The following is a 19,133-nucleotide window of genomic DNA, read 5'->3' as shown; positions in this document are numbered from 1 at the left end:
GTAAAACAAACAAATGGTAAGTTTTTATAAATAATTGGTAATTTTATTTGTTTAATTGAATTTTAATTTTTATTTTAGCATCATAATTACTAAGGAATAATTTTAACTTAATCCAAAAGACAATGAAAAATTTAATAGTTTTAGTAGCGTTATTTTTTATAGCCCCGCTTGTAAGCGCTCAAATTTCTGATTTGGAAAAAAATGCTTTAGTTGATTTATACAAATCAACAAATGGTAATGAGTGGAATACTCCTTGGAATATTAATGAAAATGTAACTTCTTGGCATGGTGTTACTATTAAAAATAATAAAGTTGTAGAATTGAACTTAAGTATGAATAATTTAAATGGAACTATTCCTTCTTCCATTAAAAATTTAATAAACTTAAAAGTATTGAATTTAGGTTTTAATAAAATAAATGGTACTATTCCTACAGAAATTACTTTAATTAAATCATTAGAAAGTATTCAATTATTTATGAATCAAATTGAAGGCGTTATTCCTTCTAATATTGGAAATTTAGCAAGTTTAAAAGAATTAGTGTTATTTAATAATTTAATTAGTGGTGTTTTACCAAATTCAATTTATGATTTAACAAATTTAGAAGTATTGCAAGTTAGTAGTAATAAACTTTCTGGCGTTATTTCAGAAAAAATAGGAAATCTTTCAAAATTAAATACGCTAAGCTTTTTTGATAATTCAATGTACGGAAAATTACCATCACAACTTGGAAAATTAACTAATCTTAATGAATTAGCTTTAGCAAATAATTTATTTGAAGGCTCAATTCCTTCGGAACTAAGTAACTTAATTAAACTAGAAATATTATTATTAAATGATAATAGATTAAGTGGAACTGTTAGTGAATCTATTAAATCTCTACCCCTTTTAACGATTTTAGATTTCAATAACAATCCAAAAACAATTGAAATTTTAGCTAATCCAGTTTCAATTTCACAATAAATAAATCAACCCCCACAATAATAGTTTTTTCATAAAAAATCACTCAATTTGAGTGATTTTTTTATTAACACTAGTTAACAAAGTTGCACATATAACTTTATTAATTTCTGTTACCTTTGTGTTTTTTAAAATAAAAAATTCATTTTTAGTTAAAAAAATACATAGCATTAAAATTAACGCATTAAAACTTTCTATATAATGAGAAAAAATATTTCAATAATTATAGCCATTTTACTTTTAGTTTCGGCAATATTACTTGCAAAATACTTGATCGACTCCAAGCAAAAGCCAAAGCAACAGGTAGAAAAAATTGTTAAAACTGTTTTTGTAGATGAAGTTAAAAACGTTTCCATTCCAATTATTATAAGTGCTAATGGTAATTTAGTTGCTAAAAATAAAATTGAATTATATTCTGAAGTGCAAGGAGTTTTAGTGAATACAGGAAAAGAATTTAAAGCTGGAACTAACTTTAATAAAGGTGAAACAATTATAAAAATTAATAGTGAAGAGTTTTATGCTAATTTACAAGCTCAAAAAAGCAATTTATACAATGTAATTACTGCAATAATGCCAGATATAAAATTAGATTTTCCTAACAATTATAATGCTTGGCAAGAATATCTACAGAATTTTGATATAAATAAAACTATTCAAAAACTACCAGAAATATCTTCAGAAAAAGAAAAATTCTTTATTTCAGGACGCGGAATTTATACTACTTATTATAATGTTAAAAATTTAGAAGTAAAGCTAAGTAAATATAATTTAAGAGCTCCATTTTCTGGAATTGTAACAGAATCTATGGTAAACCCAGGAACATTAATTAGAGTTGGACAAAAATTAGGTGAATTTATTGATCCCTCAATCTTTGAAGTGAGCGTTTCTATTAAATCAGAATTCAAAGATTTATTACAAATTGGCAAAGAAGTTACCTTATACAATTTAGAAAAATCAAATAATTGGACAGGTAAAGTTGTTAGAATTAATGGTAAAGTAGATGCTTCAACACAAACTATTAAGGCATTTATTGAGGTTAGAGCTAAAGATTTAAAAGAAGGTCAATATGTTGAAGCTGCATTACAATCAAATCCTGAAGAAAATGCTTTTGAAGTAGCCAGAAATTTATTAGTAGATAATTCAAAACTATTTATTGTTAAAGATTCTGTCTTAGATTTAGTTGATGTAAATCTAATTTTTGAAAATAAAAATACTGTTGTTATAAAAGGTTTAGAAAATGGAACAAAAATAGTTTCCAAACCAATTCCTGGCGCTCATATTGGTATGTTAGTAAAAATATTTAACGAAAACAAGGTACAATAATGAGAAAAGTAATTACCTATTTTATAAAGTTCCCTGTAGCTGTAAATGTTTTTATTTTGGCATTTATTGGTTTTGGTTTGGCGGGTGCTTTATCCATGAAATCTTCCTTTTTTCCATTAACAGAATCTAGAAATATTTCAATTAATTTAACCTACCCTGGCGCTTCCCCTCAAGAAATGGAGGAAGGAATTGTGCTTAAAATTGAAGACAATTTAAAAGGAATTGTTGGTGTTGATAGAGTTACTTCGGTTTCCAGAGAAAATTCAGCATCAATTAATATTGAAATTATAAAAGGAAAAAACATTGATGTTGTTTTAGCCGATGTAAAAAATGCAGTTGATAGAGTTCCCTCCTTTCCTTCTGGAATGGAGCCTCCAATAATTTCAAAAATAGAAAATATTAGATCTACTATAAGTTTTATTATTTATGGCGAGAATATTTCACTGGCAACCTTAAAACAATATGCCAGAAATGTTGAAAATGATTTAAGAAGTATTGATGGTATTTCACAAGTGCGCCTTTCAGGTTATCCTGATCAGGAAATTGAAATTGCTGTGCGTGAAAATGATTTATTAGCCTATAATTTATCATTTACAGAAGTTGCAAATGCTGTTAGCAAATCTAATTTACTAATTTCAGGAGGAAATATAAAAACAGATGCTGAAGACTATTTAATTAGGGCTAGAAATAAAAACTATTACGGAAACGAACTATTAAATTTAGTTGTAAGAGGAAATGAAAATGGAAATATTATTCGGTTAAGTGACATTGCCGATGTTAGAGATGCCTGGTCTGAAAACCCTGACAGGTTATATTTTAACGGTAAAAAATCTATTGACATTACAGTAAGTAACACCAATAGTGAAGATTTATTATCAACAGCCGAAAGCGTAAAAAGTTATATTGAAAAATTTAACAAAGAACAAAGTGAAGTTAAAATTGATATTTCAAGCGATAACTCTATTACCTTAAAACAACGTTCAGAATTATTACTTTCAAACGCAGTAATGGGTATTTTATTAGTGCTGTTTTTTTTAGCTTTATTTTTAAATATTCGTTTGGCATTTTGGGTAGCTACCGGAATTCCTATTGCCTTCTTTGGTATGTTTATTTTTGCTGCAAATTTAGGAGTTACAATTAACGTATTGTCTTTATTTGGGATGATAATTGTAATTGGTATTTTAGTGGATGATGGTATTGTTATTGGTGAAAATATTTATCATCATTATGAAAAAGGAAAATCACCTATTCAGGCCGCAATTGATGGAACCTTAGAAGTAATTCCTCCTGTTGTGTCCGCTATCATAACAACAGTAATAGCCTTTTCTACATTTTTCTTTTTAGATGGTAGAATTGGAGAGTTTTTTGGTGAAGTTGCATTAATTGTAATTCTTACCTTAACAGTATCATTAATAGAAGCGTTAATAATTTTACCTGCCCATATTGCACACTCAAAAGCTTTAGAACGAAAGGATAAAAAAAGAAATAAATTAAATTCCTTTTTTTACAACATCAATCAAAAAGCAGAAATAGGGTTATTTTATGTAAGAGATAACTTATACGCTCCTTATTTAAAATATTTCCTAAAAAATAAATTACTAGGATTTGTAATTCCTATTTCACTGCTTATTTTTAGTATTGGCGGACTTGGTGGAGGAATTGTAAAAACATCTTTTTTTCCTTCAATAGCTAGTGATAGAGTTTCTATTGATTTAAAAATGCTGCAAGGAACAAATGAAAAAATTACAGATTCTATTATTTCTGAAATTGAAAAAGTTGCCTGGGATGTAAATGATGAATATACTGGAAAGCAAATTAGCGGTGAACCCGTAATCCAAAATATTATTAAAAGAATTGGTCCTGGTTCTGCAAATGGTAGTTTAACAATTAACTTACTTCCTGGTGAAGCAAGAGATTTTTCGTCACCAGAAATTACAAATGCCATTAGAGATAAAGTTGGTAAAGTTCACGGAGTAGAAAGTTTAACTTTTGGTTCTGGGGGAAATTTTGGAGGAAGCCCAATTGCTGTTTCTTTACTTGGAAATAATATTGATGAATTAAAAGCTGCTAAAGAAGAATTAAAGACTATTTTAAGTAATAATCCATTGCTTAAGGATATTTCAGACAATGATCCTGCTGGTATAAAAGAAGTAAGAATTAAATTAAAAGATAATGCTTATCTACTTGGTTTAAACCTTCAAACAGTAATGAATCAGGTTCGTTCAGGTTTTTTCGGATTACAAACACAACGTTTTCAACGTGGACAAGATGAAATTAAAGTTTGGGTTCGTTATAAAAAGGAAGACCGATCATCTTTAAAAAATTTAGATGATATGTGGATTACAACACCTTCCAACCAAAATGTGCCTTTTTCTGAAATTGCAACGTATGAAATTGAACGTGGAGATGTTTTAATAAACCATTTAAATAGCAAACGAGAAATTCAAATTTCAGCCGATTTAAAATCTCCTGATGAAAGTGCTTCAGATATTTTAGATGAAGTAAAAGCTACCATTATGCCAGAAATTTCATCAAAATACCCAACGGTTAGTGCTGTTTATGAGGGTCAAAATAGAGAAGCTCAAAAAACAAAGAGTTCCGCCATTAAAGTTGGTTATACAATTTTAGCGCTAATATATATGGTGATTGCATTTACATTTAGATCTTATGAGCAACCTCTTTTATTAATTCTATTAATTCCTTTTAGTTTAATAGGCGTTGTTTGGGGACATTGGATTCATGATTTTCCAGTAAATATGCTTTCGTGGTTGGGAATTATTGCCCTCATTGGAATTATGGTAAATGATGGTTTAGTCCTCATTGAAAAGTTTAACTCCTATTTAAAAGAAGGAATGAAATTTGATGACGCGCTTTTACAAGCCGGAGTATCTAGATTTAGAGCTATATTACTAACAACACTTACAACCGTTGCCGGATTAGCACCATTATTATTAGAAAAAAGCAGACAAGCACAATTTTTAAAACCAATGGCTATTTCTATTTCATATGGAATTGCTATTTCAACAATATTAACACTGGTTTTATTGCCCTTGCTATTATCGGTAGCAAATTCTATAAAAGTATTTATTAAATGGATGCGAACTGGTGAAAAAGTAACAAAAGAAGAAGTTGAAAGAGCAATTATTGAACAAAAAAGTGAAGAACATGAAACATATTAAATTTGCCTTATTTCTATGGATTACAACAGCAAGCATTAGTGCTGTTTTTTCACAAGAATTGCTTTCTAAAAAAGAAGCAATTACACTAGCTTTAGAAAATAATTATGGAATTTTAATGGCAAAAAACAATATTAAAATTGCTGAAAATAATGCCAGTGTTTTAAATTCTGGATTTTTGCCAAAAATTACTGCCTCATCAGGTATTAATTATTCAAATAATAATACAGAATTAACTTCGCAAAGTGGCACTACTTCAAAGACAGATAATGCTGAAGTAACTAGTTATAATGGCTCTCTTGCATTAAATTACACCTTATTTGATGGATTTGGAAGAGCTTACAATTATAAAAAATTAAAGGAATCCTATAATTTATCTGAACTTGAAGCCAAAGCAATTGTAGAAAATTCTTTACTTCAAATTTTCTCATTGTATTATGAAGTAGCCCGTTTAACTGAAGATACCAAAAACATTTTAGAAACTTTAGCTATCTCAAAACAGCGGTTAACACGCGCTAATTACGCCTTTGAATACGGGCAAAATACCAAACTTCAACTATTAAATGCTGAAGTAGACGTTAATAATGATAGTATAAGATATATTAATTTACAACGTTTATTATCAAATTCTAAACGCGATTTAAATTTATTATTAGGAAGAAATGTGACCACCGATTTTGGTGTAGACACAAATATTTCCTTCAACCAATTATTTAATTTTCAAACTGTTTTAAAAAAAGCGAAAGCATATAACGTAGATATTCAAAAACTAGACAAAAGCATTGTTTTGAATGATTTAGATATAAAAATTAATCAATCAGATTTGTTTCCTACACTTAATTTAAATAGTTCGTATGGTTTTAATAAATATAACAATGACGCTACGTTTACATATGCGGAACAACTTTCAAAAGGGTTAAGTGCTGGTATTAGTTTAAATTGGAGCGTTTTTGATGGAGGATCTACAAAAACTAGAATTAAAAATTCTAAAATAATTGCAGATAATCTTCAAATTCAAAAAGAACAAATAAATAACACTATTGAACGCTCTATTGCAAACGCTATAGAAATATACAATAATGCGCTGTTTATATTGCAAGCAGAAGAAAAAAATGTAGAAACAAACCTTCATAATTTTTCTAGAACAGAAGAGCAATTTAAACTAGGGCAAATTACTTCTATTGAATTTAGACAAGCGCAAATAAACCTTTTAAACGCACAATCAAGTTTAAATCAGGCAAAATATGACGCTAAAAATGCTGAATTATTAATACTGCAACTTTCTGGTGATTTACTAAATATTGAATTTTAATATTAAAATTATTTAATAAATTAAGGGACATGTAAAAACGTCCCTTTTTTTTTGCTTAAATGGTAAAGTAACAATAATTACACTGCTTAAAATTGATTTAATTTAAATGACATAAGTCATAAAATCCTACTTCAACTCTTATTAAATTTGTTAGCATAAAAAACCAAAAAATAATTAATAATACAAAGATGGAGACGATACAAGAAGTCAAAACAAGAGTTTACAAGTTTGGAAATAAAACTGCAGACGGAAACAGTAAAATGAAAAACCTATTAGGTGGTAAAGGAGCTAATTTAGCAGAAATGAGTTTAATTGGAATTCCTGTCCCTCCTGGATTTACTATAACAACTGAAGTATGTACAGAATATAATTCACTTGGTCAAGATACTGTTGTAGAAATGATTACACCAGAAGTTGAACAAGCTATAAATAATATTGAAAGCATAATGGGTGCTACATTTGGAGACAAAGAAAATCCATTATTAGTTTCGGTACGTTCAGGGGCTAGAGTTTCAATGCCAGGAATGATGGACACAGTTTTAAATTTAGGTTTAAATGATGATGTTGTTATTGGATTAGCTAACAGAACAGGAAATGAGCGTTTTGCTTGGGATTCTTACCGTCGTTTCATCCAAATGTATGGCGATGTAGTTTTAGGAATGAAACCAGAATCAAAAGAAGATATAGATCCTTTTGAAGAAATCATGGAAGCTCTAAAACATAAACGCAATATTGAATTAGACACTGAATTTACAGTTCAAGATTTAAAAGACCTTTGTTACGATTTTAAAGATGCTGTAAAAAAACGTACAGGCCATGATTTTCCAACAAATCCTTATGAACAATTATGGGGAGCTGTTGTAGCCGTTTTCAATAGCTGGAATGGTGATAGAGCCGTTTATTATAGAAATATGAATGGTTACCCTGCAGATTGGGGAACCGCTGTAAACGTGCAAGCAATGGTTTATGGTAATATGGGAGACAACTCTGGTACAGGAGTTTGTTTTACGCGTGATGCTGGTACTGGTGAAAACTTATTTAATGGAGAATATTTAATAAATGCTCAAGGTGAAGATGTTGTTGCGGGAACTAGAACTCCACAACAAATTACAAAAATAGGTTCAGTACGCTGGGCAGAATTAGCTAAAGTTGAAGAAGAAGATAGAGCAAAAAGTTATCCTTCTTTAGAAGAGTTAATGCCAAACATTTATAATGAATTAAATGGTTACCAAGAAAAATTAGAAAATCATTATAGAGATATGCAAGATATGGAGTTTACTATGCAAGATGGTAAACTTTGGATATTACAAACCAGAAATGGTAAACGTACTGGTGCTGCAATGGTTAAAATTGCAATGGATATGTTAAAAGAAGGTTTAATTACTGAAAAAGAAGCCCTTTTACGTATTGAACCAAATAAATTAGATGAATTATTACACCCAGTTTTTGATCCTAAAGCCTTAAAAAAAGCACATGTAATTGCACAAGGTTTACCTGCTTCTCCTGGTGCAGCAACTGGTCAAATTGTTTTCTTTGCTGATGAAGCAAATAAATATAAGTTTACAATTTTAACTCGTATAGAAACTTCTCCTGAAGATTTAGAAGGTATGAATATTGCCAAAGGTATTTTAACTGCTCGTGGTGGTATGACATCTCACGCAGCTGTTGTTGCTCGTGGTATGGGTAAATGTTGTATTTCTGGAGCTGGAGCCTTAAAAATTAATTACAAAACTAGAACATTAACTGTTGACGGAAAAGAATATCACGAAGGTGACTGGATTTCTTTAAACGGTTCTACTGGTAATATTATTGAAGGAAAAGTTGCTACAAGTGAACCTGAATTAAGTGGTGAATTTGCTGAAATTATGAAATTATCAGACAAATATGCTACAATGCAAGTAAGAACTAATGCTGATTCTCCAAAAGACGCAAAAATTGCACGTGGATTTGGTGCTCAAGGTATTGGATTAACGCGTACAGAACATATGTTCTTTGAAGTAGACCGTATTAAAGCAATGCGTGAAATGATTTTAGCTGATACTGTAAAAGGTAGAAAACGTGCTTTAGAATCGTTATTACCTATGCAACGTGAAGATTTTGAAGGTATTTTTGAAGCAATGGAAGGACTTCCTGTAACTGTACGTTTATTAGACCCACCTTTACATGAGTTTGTTCCTCATCAATTAGAAACACAACGTAGTTTAGCTGAAGATATGCACATTTCATTAGAGGCTGTAAAAATTAAAGTTGCAGAACTTGAAGAGTTTAACCCAATGTTAGGTCACAGAGGTTGTAGATTAGGAATTACGTATCCAGAAATTACTGAAATGCAAGCAAGAGCAATTATTGAAGCTGCTTTAAATTTAAAAGCAAGAGGGATTGTTGCAAAACCAGAAATAATGGTTCCTTTAATTGGAACTCTAGCGGAATTTGAAAGCCAAGAAGCTTTAATTAGAAATACTGCAAATAAAGTTTTTGAAGAAAGAAATGATACTATTGAGTATTTAGTTGGAACAATGATTGAAATTCCTAGAGCTGCTTTAACTGCAAATTTAATAGCTTCTAAAGCCGATTTCTTCTCATTTGGAACAAACGATTTAACTCAAATGGCATTTGGATATTCGCGTGATGATGCTGGTAAATTTTTACCTGTATATATTGAAAAAGGAATTTTAAAAGTAGATCCTTTTGAAGTATTAGATCAAGAAGGTGTTGGACAATTAGTACAAATGGGTACTGAAAAAGGTAGAAGTGTAAAACCAAACTTAAAAGTTGGTATTTGTGGTGAACATGGTGGTGAACCAAGTTCAGTAGAATTCTGCTTTAATACCGGATTAAACTATGTAAGTTGTTCTCCTTATAGAGTGCCAATTGCACGTATTGCTTCTGCGCAAGCTGCAATTAAAAAACAAGGATAATTAGTATTCTTAAATAATTTTAATAAAATTAAAAATTCCGTCTTTTTAAAAGGCGGAATTTTTTTTATGTTTATATTCGCATAATGGTTAAAGTTGTATTACTTGGCGCTGGTAATTTAGGGTATCATTTAACACAAAAAATGTTAAATAGCACTAGTATTAAACTAGTTCAAGTTTATAATAGAAGTATTACTAAAATTGAATATTTAAAAGATAAAGTTTCTATTACCAATAATATAAACGGCATAATTCCAGCCGATATATATATATTATGTGTTTCAGATAATGCTATTTCAGAAATATCATCTCATTTAAATTTTCCAACAAAACTAGTAGTACATACTTCTGGTGCAACTTCTATAAATGATTTAAAATCAAATTCAACTAAAGGCGTTATTTACTTTCCTCAAACATTTTCAAAAGAAAAAAACGTAAATTTTACAAATATTCCAATTTGTATTGAAGCCTCTACCAGTCATGATTTGGAAATTTTAAAGAACTTTTCAAAAGAAATATCAAACAATGTTTATTTAATTAATTCCGAACAAAGAAAAGTAGTACATTTAGCAGCAGTTTTTGTAAATAATTTTGTGAATCATTTATATTTTAATGCAGAACAAATTTGTACTAAAAATAATGTTCCGTTTGAAATATTACATCCTATTATTTTAGAAACAGTTCAAAAAATAAATAAAATATCGCCATTTGATGCGCAAACTGGACCTGCAAAAAGACAGGATACAAAAACATTAAATACTCATAAAGCAATGTTAACATCTACTCAATTAGATATTTACACATTGTTAACTAAATCAATAAAAGAAACTTATGACGAAAAGTTATAAAGAAATAATGCCAAATATTACAACATTTATTTTTGATGTAGATGGAGTTTTAACCAATGGAATTGTACATATTTCTACCACAGGAGAACTAACAAGAGCTATGAATATAAAAGATGGCTATGCGTTAAAAACAGCAATTGATTTAGGGTACAATATTTGTATTATATCTGGAGGTGCCAATGAAGGTGTTAGAAAAAGATTGGAAGGACTGGGAATTAATGATATTTATTTAGGAACACATAACAAATTAATTCAATTTAAAGAATATTTAGAAAATAAAAATATTTGCCCAAAAGAAATTTTATATATGGGTGATGATATTCCTGATTTACCAGTAATGAAAGAAGTTGCACTCGCCTGTTGTCCAAAAGATGCAGTTTCTGAAATTAAAGAAATTTCATTGTACATTTCTCACTTTAAAGGCGGATTTGGATGTGTAAGAGATGTTATAGAACAAGTTTTAAAAGTTCAAGGTAAATGGAATGGACAATTTGATGCAAAATACGATTAACAATTAAATATATAATTATGAAAAAAAACGTTTTATTACTAGTTACACTTGGTTTGTTTTTAACATTTTCAAGTAATGCACAATCTATTTTCGGAAAATGGAAAACCATTGATGATGAAACTGGAAAAGAAAAATCTATTGTAGAAATTTACAATGTAAACGGAAAAGTTTATGCTAAAGTTTTACAAGTTTTAGAAAAAGGAAAAGAAGATAAAGTTTGTGACCTATGCAAAGGGGACAAAAAAAACAAACCCGTAAAAGGTATGGTTATTATTGATGGCTTAACTAAAGACGGTGATGAATGGAACGATGGTAAAATATTAGATCCAAAAACTGGAAAAGAATATAAATGCTACATTACTTTAGAAAATAATACTAAATTAAAAGTAAGAGGTTATATTGGTTTTGCTTTAATTGGTAGAACTCAGTATTGGCATAAAATTTCAGAATAAGATAGATAAAAAAAAACGTCTCCATATGGAGACGTTTTTTTTTATCTAATTCCTTTCTTTTAACATAGGTACAAATCTAAATTGTCCCAACTCGTGTTTTTCAAAATCTTTTTCGCTTGTTCTAACAAAAAGTGTCATAATTTGCACATCATCACCAATTGGTATCACTAACTTACCTCCTATTTTTAACTGAGATAATAACGCGTTTGGAACAAACGGAGCTCCCGCTGTAACAATAATTCCATCAAATGGTGCTTCATTAACTAACCCTTTATAACCATCACCAAAAACCATTTTTTTTGGTTTATAATTTAGTTTAGGTAAAAACAATTTTGTTTTTTTAAATAATTCCTGTTGTCTTTCAATAGTATAAACCTTAGCGTCCATCTCAATTAAAACAGCCGTTTGATAGCCAGAACCCGTACCAATTTCTAATATTTTTTGATTGGGTTTTACTTCCAATAATTGCGTTTGAAAAGCAACAGTATAAGGTTGTGAAATTGTTTGGTCTGCAGCAATTGGAAACGCTTTATCTTGATAAGCAAAATCAACAAAACCAGAATCCATAAATAAATGTCTTGGCACGGCTGCAATGGCTTTTAAAACATTTTTATCTGTAATTCCTTTTTCTGAAATTATTTTTACTAACTGATTTCTAAGTCCTTGATGTTTGTGGGTATCTTTCACTAATAATTTAAATTTGAAAGGCTAAAAATAGGAATAAATGCTTAAAGATTCTTACTTTTGTTTATCTAAAAATAAATATTCTTATGATACTAAAAGCAGGAGTTTTAGGAGCCGGACATCTTGGCAAAATTCATTTAAACTTAATAAATCATTCTCAAAAATATAACTTAGTTGGTTTTTATGATCCTATAAAAGAAAATGCAGCAAAAATTGAAGCTGAATTTGGTTATAAATCTTTTGATTCCATTCAAGAATTAATTGATGCAGTTGATGTAGTTGATATTGTAACTCCTACACTGTCTCATTTTGATTGTGCTAAACAAGCCATAGAAAAAGGTAAACATGTTTTTATTGAAAAACCAATTACAAAAACAGTTGAAGAAGCTGAAACAATAATTGAACTTTCAAAAAAACATAACGTAAAAGGTCAAGTTGGACATGTAGAACGTTTTAACCCAGCTTTTACTGCTGTTAAAGATTTAATTACCGACCCAATGTTTATTGAAACACATAGATTAGCTGAATTTAATTCACGCGGAACAGATGTGCCCGTGGTTTTAGATTTAATGATTCATGATATTGACATTATTTTAAGCGTCGTAAAATCTAAGGTTAAAAAAATAAATGCAAGTGGTGTTGCTATTATTAGTGATACACCAGATATTGCAAATGCTCGTATTGAATTTGAAAACGGCTGTGTTGCAAATTTAACTGCCAGCAGAATTTCATTAAAAAACATGCGTAAAACACGATTTTTTCAACGTGACGCTTATATTGCAGTAGACTTCTTTGAAAAAGCAACTGAGGTTGTAAGAATGAAAGATGCTCCAAAAGTTCAAGGTGATTTTGATTTGGTTTTACAAAATGCTGAGGGCGTTAAAAAGCAAATTTATTTTGAAAATCCAATTATTGGTAGAAACAACGCTATTTTAGATGAATTAGAAACTTTTGCCGATGCAATCAATAACAATACAACACCTATTGTAACTTTAGAACATGGAACCGAAGCACTGCGTGTTGCACATATGATTATAAACGATTTTTAAAATGACTATTTATCAGGTTGATGCCTTTACAAATGAACTATTTAAAGGAAACCCTGCGGCGGTAATCCCCTTGAAAGAATGGGTTTCAGAAAGTTTAATGCAAATTATTGCAGAAGAAAATAATTTATCTGAAACAGTTTTTTTTGTGCAAAACAGCCATCAATTTGAAATTCGTTGGTTTACTCCTTCTTGTGAAATTGATTTATGCGGACACGCTACTTTAGCAGCTGCACATATTATTTTTTCAGAATTAAATTACCCAACAAATAGTATTGAATTTAGTTCAAAAAGCGGCATTTTATCTGTTGAAAAGAAACAAAATTGGTACACCTTAAATTTTCCATCAGAAGATATAAAGGAAATTGAAACACCTTTAATACTTAAAGAAGCTCTAAATGTTCCTATTCTGAAAACTTTTAAAGGCAATTGGAAAATAATAGCGTTATTAGAAAATGAAGCTACTATTAAACATTTAAAACCAAATTTTAGCAAATTAACCGAGTTAGCATTTTCTGGAATTATTGTAACTAGTAAAGGCGAAAAAGCAGATTTTGTATCTCGCTTTTTCGCACCTAAAATAGGAATTAATGAAGATCCAGTAACCGGATCTGCTCATACTTTATTAATTCCATATTGGGCAAAAGAGTTAAACAAAAACCACTTAACCGCAATACAACTATCTAAAAGAACAGGATTTTTAAGATGTGAAAATTTAATAGGCAGAGTTGAAATGAGTGGACAAGCAATTACGTATTTAAAAGGTAAATTAACTATTTAATCTAAACAAAATGAAAAATATAGCTGTCATTGGTGCAGGAACAATGGGTAACGGAATTGCTCATGTATTTGCGCAACAAAACTTTCAAGTATTTTTAATTGATATATCTCAAGAAGCAATTGATAAAGGTTTGGCAACTATTACCAAAAACTTAGATAGGTTAATTGAAAAAGAAAAAATTACGTTAACAATTAAAAATCAAACCTTAAAAAATATAACAACTTTCACTTCAATTTCCGAGGGAGTGAAAAATTGTGATTTAGTGGTGGAAGCTGCTACAGAAAATATTGATTTAAAATTGAAGATTTTTAAACAATTAGACGAAGCAGCTCCAAAAAATGCCATTTTAGCTTCCAACACTTCCTCAATTTCTATTACAAAAATAGCGGCTGTAACTAAAAGGCCTGAAAAAGTAATTGGAATGCATTTTATGAATCCAGTACCAATAATGAAATTAGTTGAAATAATAAATGGTTACAATACTTCCAAAGAAGTAACTGAATCTATTATGAAACTTTCAGAAAGCTTACAAAAAGTTCCTGTTGCAGTTAATGATTATCCTGGATTTGTAGCTAATAGAATATTAATGCCAATGCTTAATGAAGCTATTGAAACTTTGTATAATGGTGTTGCTGGTGTTTATGAAATTGATACTGTTATGAAATTAGGTATGGCACATCCAATGGGCCCACTTCAATTAGCAGATTTTATTGGACTAGATGTATGTTTATCTATTTTAAATGTATTATATGATGGATTTAAGAATCCAAAATATGCACCTTGCCCTTTATTGGTTAATATGGTACAAGCAGGCAAATTAGGTATAAAATCTGGTGAAGGATTTTATGACTATTCCCAATCTAAAAAAGCTGAAGTAATTTCAAATCAATTTAAATAAAAAAAGAGCCGCAAAATTTGCGGCTCTTTTTTTATTATAAATATTTAAGGAAAAAATCCATCATATCTTCTTTTAATTCATAATGCATTTTTACAAAAGTTTTCATTTCATCTTTTAATAGTATTTGTTTTTCTTGAAACACTATTTCTTGTTTATTATCTACTTTTGCGTGAGCTATCTCACGTTTTTTCATTCGTATTCTATGTCTTAAATGACCCATTACTTCACGCTCCCGAATTATTTTATTTTGAAAATGTTCTAATCGAACCATTACTTCCTTTCCTAAATCACGAATTGCAATATGTTCTAATTTTTCTTCAAAATAATCCATTTCACTTTCCTGAAACTTTAATTCTCTCTTCCAAACCTCTAAGTTGAAGTTTAAATCACTTAAGAATAATATCTGACTTTCCATACGCTATATACTTTTAAATTTTAATATTATAAAGTTCTTACTTTTTAAATAAAATATGTCTGATAAAAATCATAAAAACAAAATGTAAAACAATTTTTATTTATAAAGTACTTTTATAAATATACAAAAAAAGCGTTTTAAAATAAATTAAAACGCTTTAAATTATTGATAAAAATTAACTTTTAATTTTCTTCTTCCTCATCTTCTTTCTTAGAAGTTTTATTCCAAATTTTAATTTCATCTTTTAATGTAACACCAGAAATAATTTCAACATTAATTCCATCAGAAATTCCTAATTCCACATCTCTTCTTTCAAATTGCTGATCTCCAGTTTTAACCTCAACATAAGGTGCTTCGGTTTTTTTATCGAATTGTAATAACGCTTCTTTAATTGATAAAACACTGTCTTTCTTTTCTAAAACAATATCTGCATTTGCACTGTAACCCGCTCTCACAAAAAATTCATCATCTAAAGTAACATCTCCTTTAATTTTAAATTGAACAGCTCCATTTTCTTCTGTTCCTTTTGGAGCAATAAAATTAAGTTTGGCTGGATATTTTTTCTTTTCAATAGCTCCTAATGAAACTTCTAAAACAGTCCCATTTTTAATTTTTCCAACCTCAGCCTCGTCTACTTTTCCTTCAAAAATCATTTTTGTCATATCTGCGATAGTAGCAATAGTAGTACCTGCATTAAAAGTGTTACTTTCAATCACTTGATTTCCTTTACGAACAGGTATTTCTAAAATTGTACCAGAAATTTCCGCTTTCACATAAGTGTTTGCCGTTTTCCCCATTCCTGCCGCAGAACCTTTTCTTATAATATCTAAATTATTTTGAGCATTATTTAAATCTTGCTTAGCACTATTAAAATTTAATTCAGTTGCTTCAAATTCTTGTTTAGAAACAACTCCTTTTTCAAAAAGTGTTTTATTTCTATCGTACAATGTTTTAGTATTGTCGTAACGTAATTGTGATGTTTTTACTGATCCTTGAGCACTATTTAATGATGCTACATTAGGCACAACTCTAATGGTTGCAATTAAATCTCCAACTTTAACCTGAGCACCTTCTTCAACAAATATTTCCTCTATAATTCCGGAAACTTTTGGTTTTATTTCAGCTTCTTCCAAAGGAATAACTTTACCTGTTGCTACTGTTTTTTTAACAATATTTGTTTTAAATGGCTTTTCTGTTTCATATTGAATTGGCGATTTGCTATTTTTAGCTCCAAACCATAGTAAAACAGCAATTAATGCTACTGCTATTGATCCAAAAATTATAGTTTTTTTCATTGGTATTGATTTTCAGTTTATTTTTTCTTTTATAATTTATTCTTCTCTTAATGCTTCAATTGGTCTAATGCTTACTGCTGTTTGTGCAGGAATTAAGCCTATTAAAGTACCTAATACAATTAAAGTTAATGCAGCGGTTAGAATTACTGGAATATCCACTGTTGGATTTGTTAAAGTAGGCTCAGGACCCTGCCCTAAAGTTGCGTCAATAATCATAAGTACTATTCCTCCAAAGATAATTCCTAAAGCACCCGCAACCGTTGTTAAAAAAACAGATTCCATAATAATTTGGCGTTTAATTTCCCAAGGTTTTGCACCAAGCGCTCGTCTAACCCCTATTTCTTTGGTACGTTCTTTAACGGTGATTAACAAAATATTACCAATTGCAAAAACCCCTGCAATTAATGTGGCTATCCCCACAAACCATGTTAAGAATTGCATACCAGTTATAAAGCCAGTTACTTTTGCTATTTCTTTTCCTAAATTAAAACTTCCGAAAGCTCTATTATCTTTTGGATGTACATTATGTAAATTTTTTAATAGCAACTTTACATCTGCTTCAATTTGGGTGATATCAAAACCTGGCTGTCCAGTAATCATCATCCAACCCACACTATCACCTCTATTGTATACTTGTTGAAACGTTGTAAATGGAATGTGAATATTACCTTGAGGACCTCCACTTCCTATTTGCCCTTCTTTATACATCCCAACTACATTGTAGTTGATATCGTTTATTTTAATATATTGCCCTATTGGATATTCATCTTTATCAAAAAGTTGTTTGTAAATTTCCTCTTCAATAACACAAACTTTTTTCTTTTCTTTTATGTCATTATCATTAATAAAACGCCCATATACTAAATTTCTCTTTTGAACTTTATCAAACTCTGGATAATCTCCAAAAACTCCAAAATTTCCTGTTTTAAATTTATTTACGGTTAACGCTTGTGTTTGATGACGTGGCACTACAAATTCAAGTCCTTTTATTTCGTTTCTAATACTTTCTAAATCTGACATTTTAAGAGTTAACCCTTTTCCTTCTTGGAAACCTTTAAACGGTTTACTGGTTTGTTGCGCCCAAACAAAAACACTGTTAGTTGCAAAATCTCCAAATAATCTGTTAAAATTATTTTCAACTCCTTTTGCGGCTCCTAATAAAACAACCAATAAAAATATTCCCCACATTACACCAATAATAGTAATCCCAGTTCGCATTTTATTTTTGCGAATACTGCTATATATTTCTTGCCAGGTGTCTGTATCAATTAAAAATTTAAACATAGTTATTCGTCGTTTAATGCTACAATTGGTTTAATACTTGCTGCTCTTTTTGCAGGTATATAACCCGCTATGGTTCCTGCAATTATAAGTACAATGGTTGCTCCTACAACTACATAAGTTTCTACGCTTGGATTTAAAATAAAATATTTTTCTAAACTATCTCCCAATGCTCTTAAAGCAAAAACGCCTAACATTAATCCTGTATAACCAGCTAAAGCAGTAATAAAAATAGATTCCATTAAAATCATTCCAATAATTGAATTTGGAGTTGCTCCCAATGCTTTTCTTATTCCTAATTCCTTTGTACGCTCTTTTACTATATATACCATTATATTGCTAATACCTATAATACCTGCTATTAAAGTTCCTATACCAATAAATAATATAATTATGTTTAAAACAGTCATAAATTGTTGTACATTTTTTGTTCCTTCTGCATAATTACGAACTCTAATCGCGCCTTGATCTCTTGGATCAACATTATGCTTTTCTTTTAAAACCTTGGTCAATAAATTACTGAAAGCTAAAGCTCCGTCTACACTGAGTTTAGAATTAAAAGTTAAACCAAAATAATCTACTTCGTCATTTGGTTTATACATTCCTTGTATTGTTGTAAAAGGTGCATAAATATATCTTTCATCATTATCTCCTCCAGGATCATTAAAAACACCTACTACTTTATAAGAAATACCATCAAGATTTATATTTTTACCCATCGCACTTTTTGCTCCAAATAAATCTTCCTCTACCAATCTACCAATAGCTATAACTTTGGCTCTACTTTTTATATCTATATAACTTAAAAATCTTCCATCCTGAATGACTGCAGATTCTAAAGGTTGATAATCTGGATAAACACCTCTTACTGTATATCTGTTTTGCTCACCTTTATAAATTGCCTGCATACTACGTTGAATATTTGGGCTGAAAAACTGAATTTCATCTGGAAATTTTTCATTTATAAATTTAGCATCTTCATTTCTAAATTGAATTTGTCTTCCACTTTGCAGTCCTTTGTATGGTTTTGTGGTACTTCCTGAATTTACATAAACAGAGTTTTGAGAATCTCCTGCAAATTGTTTTTCAAAAGTATGCTTCAAGCCATTTCCAATTCCAAATAATAATGTAAATAATAAAATAGCAAATGCAATAGTAAACCCAGAAAGAATAGTTCTTAATTTATTTTTACTGATGGTTTGGAAAATTTCTTGCCAACGATCTAAATCAAACATAG

Annotated in this window: 16 protein-coding genes; 11 read left to right on the top strand and 5 right to left on the bottom strand. The window is 29.6% G+C overall.

What is annotated here, in order from left to right:
- The first annotated feature begins 122 nt into the window (after window positions 1–122).
- The 8 genes from JEY78_RS08470 to JEY78_RS08435 all read left to right on the top strand — a co-directional run bounded on the left by JEY78_RS08470 (window position 123) and on the right by JEY78_RS08435 (window position 11,496).
- Window positions 123–962 carry a Two component regulator three Y domain protein gene (locus tag JEY78_RS08470; RefSeq protein WP_291849520.1) on the top strand — a complete coding sequence of 280 codons (840 nt, stop codon included), beginning with the start codon at window positions 123–125 and terminating at the stop codon, window positions 960–962.
- A gap of 198 nt (window positions 963–1,160) precedes the next feature.
- Entirely contained in the window at window positions 1,161–2,282 is a 1,122-nt protein-coding gene (locus tag JEY78_RS08465; protein WP_291849517.1) for an HlyD family efflux transporter periplasmic adaptor subunit, read from the top strand.
- On the top strand, window positions 2,282–5,461 hold the full coding sequence (locus JEY78_RS08460; protein ID WP_291849514.1) for an efflux RND transporter permease subunit: 3,180 nt from the start codon (window positions 2,282–2,284) through the stop codon (window positions 5,459–5,461). The genes JEY78_RS08465 and JEY78_RS08460 overlap by 1 nt, the downstream gene beginning before the upstream one ends.
- Window positions 5,448–6,770: a TolC family protein gene (locus JEY78_RS08455; protein WP_291849513.1), complete on the top strand. Its 1,323-nt coding sequence runs from the start codon at window positions 5,448–5,450 to the stop codon at window positions 6,768–6,770. The genes JEY78_RS08460 and JEY78_RS08455 overlap by 14 nt, the downstream gene beginning before the upstream one ends.
- Before the next feature lie 188 nt (window positions 6,771–6,958).
- Complete coding sequence (gene ppdK, locus JEY78_RS08450; RefSeq protein WP_291849510.1) at window positions 6,959–9,688, top strand: pyruvate, phosphate dikinase; 2,730 nt, start codon at window positions 6,959–6,961, stop codon at window positions 9,686–9,688.
- Window positions 9,689–9,771: 83 nt separating this feature from the next.
- On the top strand, window positions 9,772–10,533 hold the full coding sequence (locus JEY78_RS08445) for a DUF2520 domain-containing protein (RefSeq protein ID WP_291849507.1): 762 nt from the start codon (window positions 9,772–9,774) through the stop codon (window positions 10,531–10,533).
- Complete coding sequence (locus tag JEY78_RS08440) at window positions 10,517–11,044, top strand: HAD family hydrolase (RefSeq protein WP_291849504.1); 528 nt, start codon at window positions 10,517–10,519, stop codon at window positions 11,042–11,044. The genes JEY78_RS08445 and JEY78_RS08440 overlap by 17 nt, the downstream gene beginning before the upstream one ends.
- Window positions 11,045–11,061: 17 nt before the next feature.
- A complete protein-coding gene (locus tag JEY78_RS08435) occupies window positions 11,062–11,496 on the top strand; it encodes a DUF2147 domain-containing protein (RefSeq protein ID WP_291849502.1) in 435 nt (144 codons plus the stop codon).
- Between the two features lie 45 nt (window positions 11,497–11,541).
- Here the strand turns inward: JEY78_RS08435 and JEY78_RS08430 are convergent, their stop codons facing one another.
- The gene (locus JEY78_RS08430; protein ID WP_291849500.1) at window positions 11,542–12,183 is read right to left on the bottom strand and encodes a protein-L-isoaspartate(D-aspartate) O-methyltransferase; all 642 of its coding nucleotides are present in this window, start codon (window positions 12,181–12,183) and stop codon (window positions 11,542–11,544) included.
- 86 nt (window positions 12,184–12,269) lie between these two features.
- Here JEY78_RS08430 and JEY78_RS08425 point away from each other — a divergent pair, with 86 nt between their 5' ends.
- From JEY78_RS08425 to JEY78_RS08415, 3 genes are read left to right on the top strand one after another with little or no spacing between them, the layout of a single operon-like run.
- The gene (locus JEY78_RS08425) at window positions 12,270–13,229 is read left to right on the top strand and encodes a Gfo/Idh/MocA family oxidoreductase (protein WP_291849808.1); all 960 of its coding nucleotides are present in this window, start codon (window positions 12,270–12,272) and stop codon (window positions 13,227–13,229) included.
- Window position 13,230: 1 nt separating this feature from the next.
- The gene (locus tag JEY78_RS08420; protein WP_291849498.1) at window positions 13,231–14,007 is read left to right on the top strand and encodes a PhzF family phenazine biosynthesis protein; all 777 of its coding nucleotides are present in this window, start codon (window positions 13,231–13,233) and stop codon (window positions 14,005–14,007) included.
- A gap of 10 nt (window positions 14,008–14,017) precedes the next feature.
- On the top strand, window positions 14,018–14,905 hold the full coding sequence (locus tag JEY78_RS08415) for a 3-hydroxyacyl-CoA dehydrogenase family protein (protein WP_291849496.1): 888 nt from the start codon (window positions 14,018–14,020) through the stop codon (window positions 14,903–14,905).
- A 34-nt stretch (window positions 14,906–14,939) separates the two neighbouring features.
- Here JEY78_RS08415 and JEY78_RS08410 read toward each other — a convergent pair whose 3' ends face one another.
- From JEY78_RS08410 to JEY78_RS08395, 4 genes are all read right to left on the bottom strand, one after another.
- Window positions 14,940–15,320 (bottom strand): hypothetical protein, encoded by a 381-nt coding sequence (locus JEY78_RS08410; RefSeq protein ID WP_291849494.1) that lies wholly within the window; start codon window positions 15,318–15,320, stop codon window positions 14,940–14,942.
- A 182-nt stretch (window positions 15,321–15,502) separates the two neighbouring features.
- Window positions 15,503–16,615 (bottom strand): efflux RND transporter periplasmic adaptor subunit, encoded by a 1,113-nt coding sequence (locus JEY78_RS08405; protein ID WP_291849492.1) that lies wholly within the window; start codon window positions 16,613–16,615, stop codon window positions 15,503–15,505.
- A gap of 36 nt (window positions 16,616–16,651) precedes the next feature.
- A complete protein-coding gene (locus tag JEY78_RS08400; RefSeq protein WP_291849490.1) occupies window positions 16,652–17,899 on the bottom strand; it encodes an ABC transporter permease in 1,248 nt (415 codons plus the stop codon).
- A gap of 2 nt (window positions 17,900–17,901) precedes the next feature.
- Window positions 17,902–19,131, bottom strand: a complete 1,230-nt coding sequence (locus JEY78_RS08395; protein ID WP_291849486.1) for an ABC transporter permease — start codon at window positions 19,129–19,131, stop codon at window positions 17,902–17,904.
- Window positions 19,132–19,133: the final 2 nt, after the last annotated feature.

The organism is Lutibacter sp. (assembly GCF_016342705.1).
Taxonomy (GTDB): Bacteria; Bacteroidota; Bacteroidia; order Flavobacteriales; family Flavobacteriaceae; genus Lutibacter.
The sequence above is the reverse complement of the archived record's forward strand: the minus strand, read 5'-3'. Positions and strand labels throughout refer to the sequence as shown.

What these genes read in the sequence shown, in the direction of transcription:
- JEY78_RS08400 (WP_291849490.1), bottom strand. Translation starts at nt 17,899, where the DNA reads ATGTTTAAATTTTTAATTGATACAGACACCTGGCAAGAAATATATAGC.
- JEY78_RS08465 (WP_291849517.1), top strand. Translation starts at nt 1,161, where the DNA reads ATGAGAAAAAATATTTCAATAATTATAGCCATTTTACTTTTAGTTTCG.
- JEY78_RS08435 (WP_291849502.1), top strand. Translation starts at nt 11,062, where the DNA reads ATGAAAAAAAACGTTTTATTACTAGTTACACTTGGTTTGTTTTTAACA.
- JEY78_RS08440 (WP_291849504.1), top strand. Translation starts at nt 10,517, where the DNA reads ATGACGAAAAGTTATAAAGAAATAATGCCAAATATTACAACATTTATT.
- JEY78_RS08405 (WP_291849492.1), bottom strand. Translation starts at nt 16,615, where the DNA reads ATGAAAAAAACTATAATTTTTGGATCAATAGCAGTAGCATTAATTGCT.
- JEY78_RS08455 (WP_291849513.1), top strand. Translation starts at nt 5,448, where the DNA reads ATGAAACATATTAAATTTGCCTTATTTCTATGGATTACAACAGCAAGC.
- JEY78_RS08415 (WP_291849496.1), top strand. Translation starts at nt 14,018, where the DNA reads ATGAAAAATATAGCTGTCATTGGTGCAGGAACAATGGGTAACGGAATT.
- JEY78_RS08460 (WP_291849514.1), top strand. Translation starts at nt 2,282, where the DNA reads ATGAGAAAAGTAATTACCTATTTTATAAAGTTCCCTGTAGCTGTAAAT.
- JEY78_RS08420 (WP_291849498.1), top strand. Translation starts at nt 13,231, where the DNA reads ATGACTATTTATCAGGTTGATGCCTTTACAAATGAACTATTTAAAGGA.
- JEY78_RS08470 (WP_291849520.1), top strand. Translation starts at nt 123, where the DNA reads ATGAAAAATTTAATAGTTTTAGTAGCGTTATTTTTTATAGCCCCGCTT.
- ppdK (WP_291849510.1), top strand. Translation starts at nt 6,959, where the DNA reads ATGGAGACGATACAAGAAGTCAAAACAAGAGTTTACAAGTTTGGAAAT.
- JEY78_RS08445 (WP_291849507.1), top strand. Translation starts at nt 9,772, where the DNA reads ATGGTTAAAGTTGTATTACTTGGCGCTGGTAATTTAGGGTATCATTTA.
- JEY78_RS08395 (WP_291849486.1), bottom strand. Translation starts at nt 19,131, where the DNA reads ATGTTTGATTTAGATCGTTGGCAAGAAATTTTCCAAACCATCAGTAAA.
- JEY78_RS08410 (WP_291849494.1), bottom strand. Translation starts at nt 15,320, where the DNA reads ATGGAAAGTCAGATATTATTCTTAAGTGATTTAAACTTCAACTTAGAG.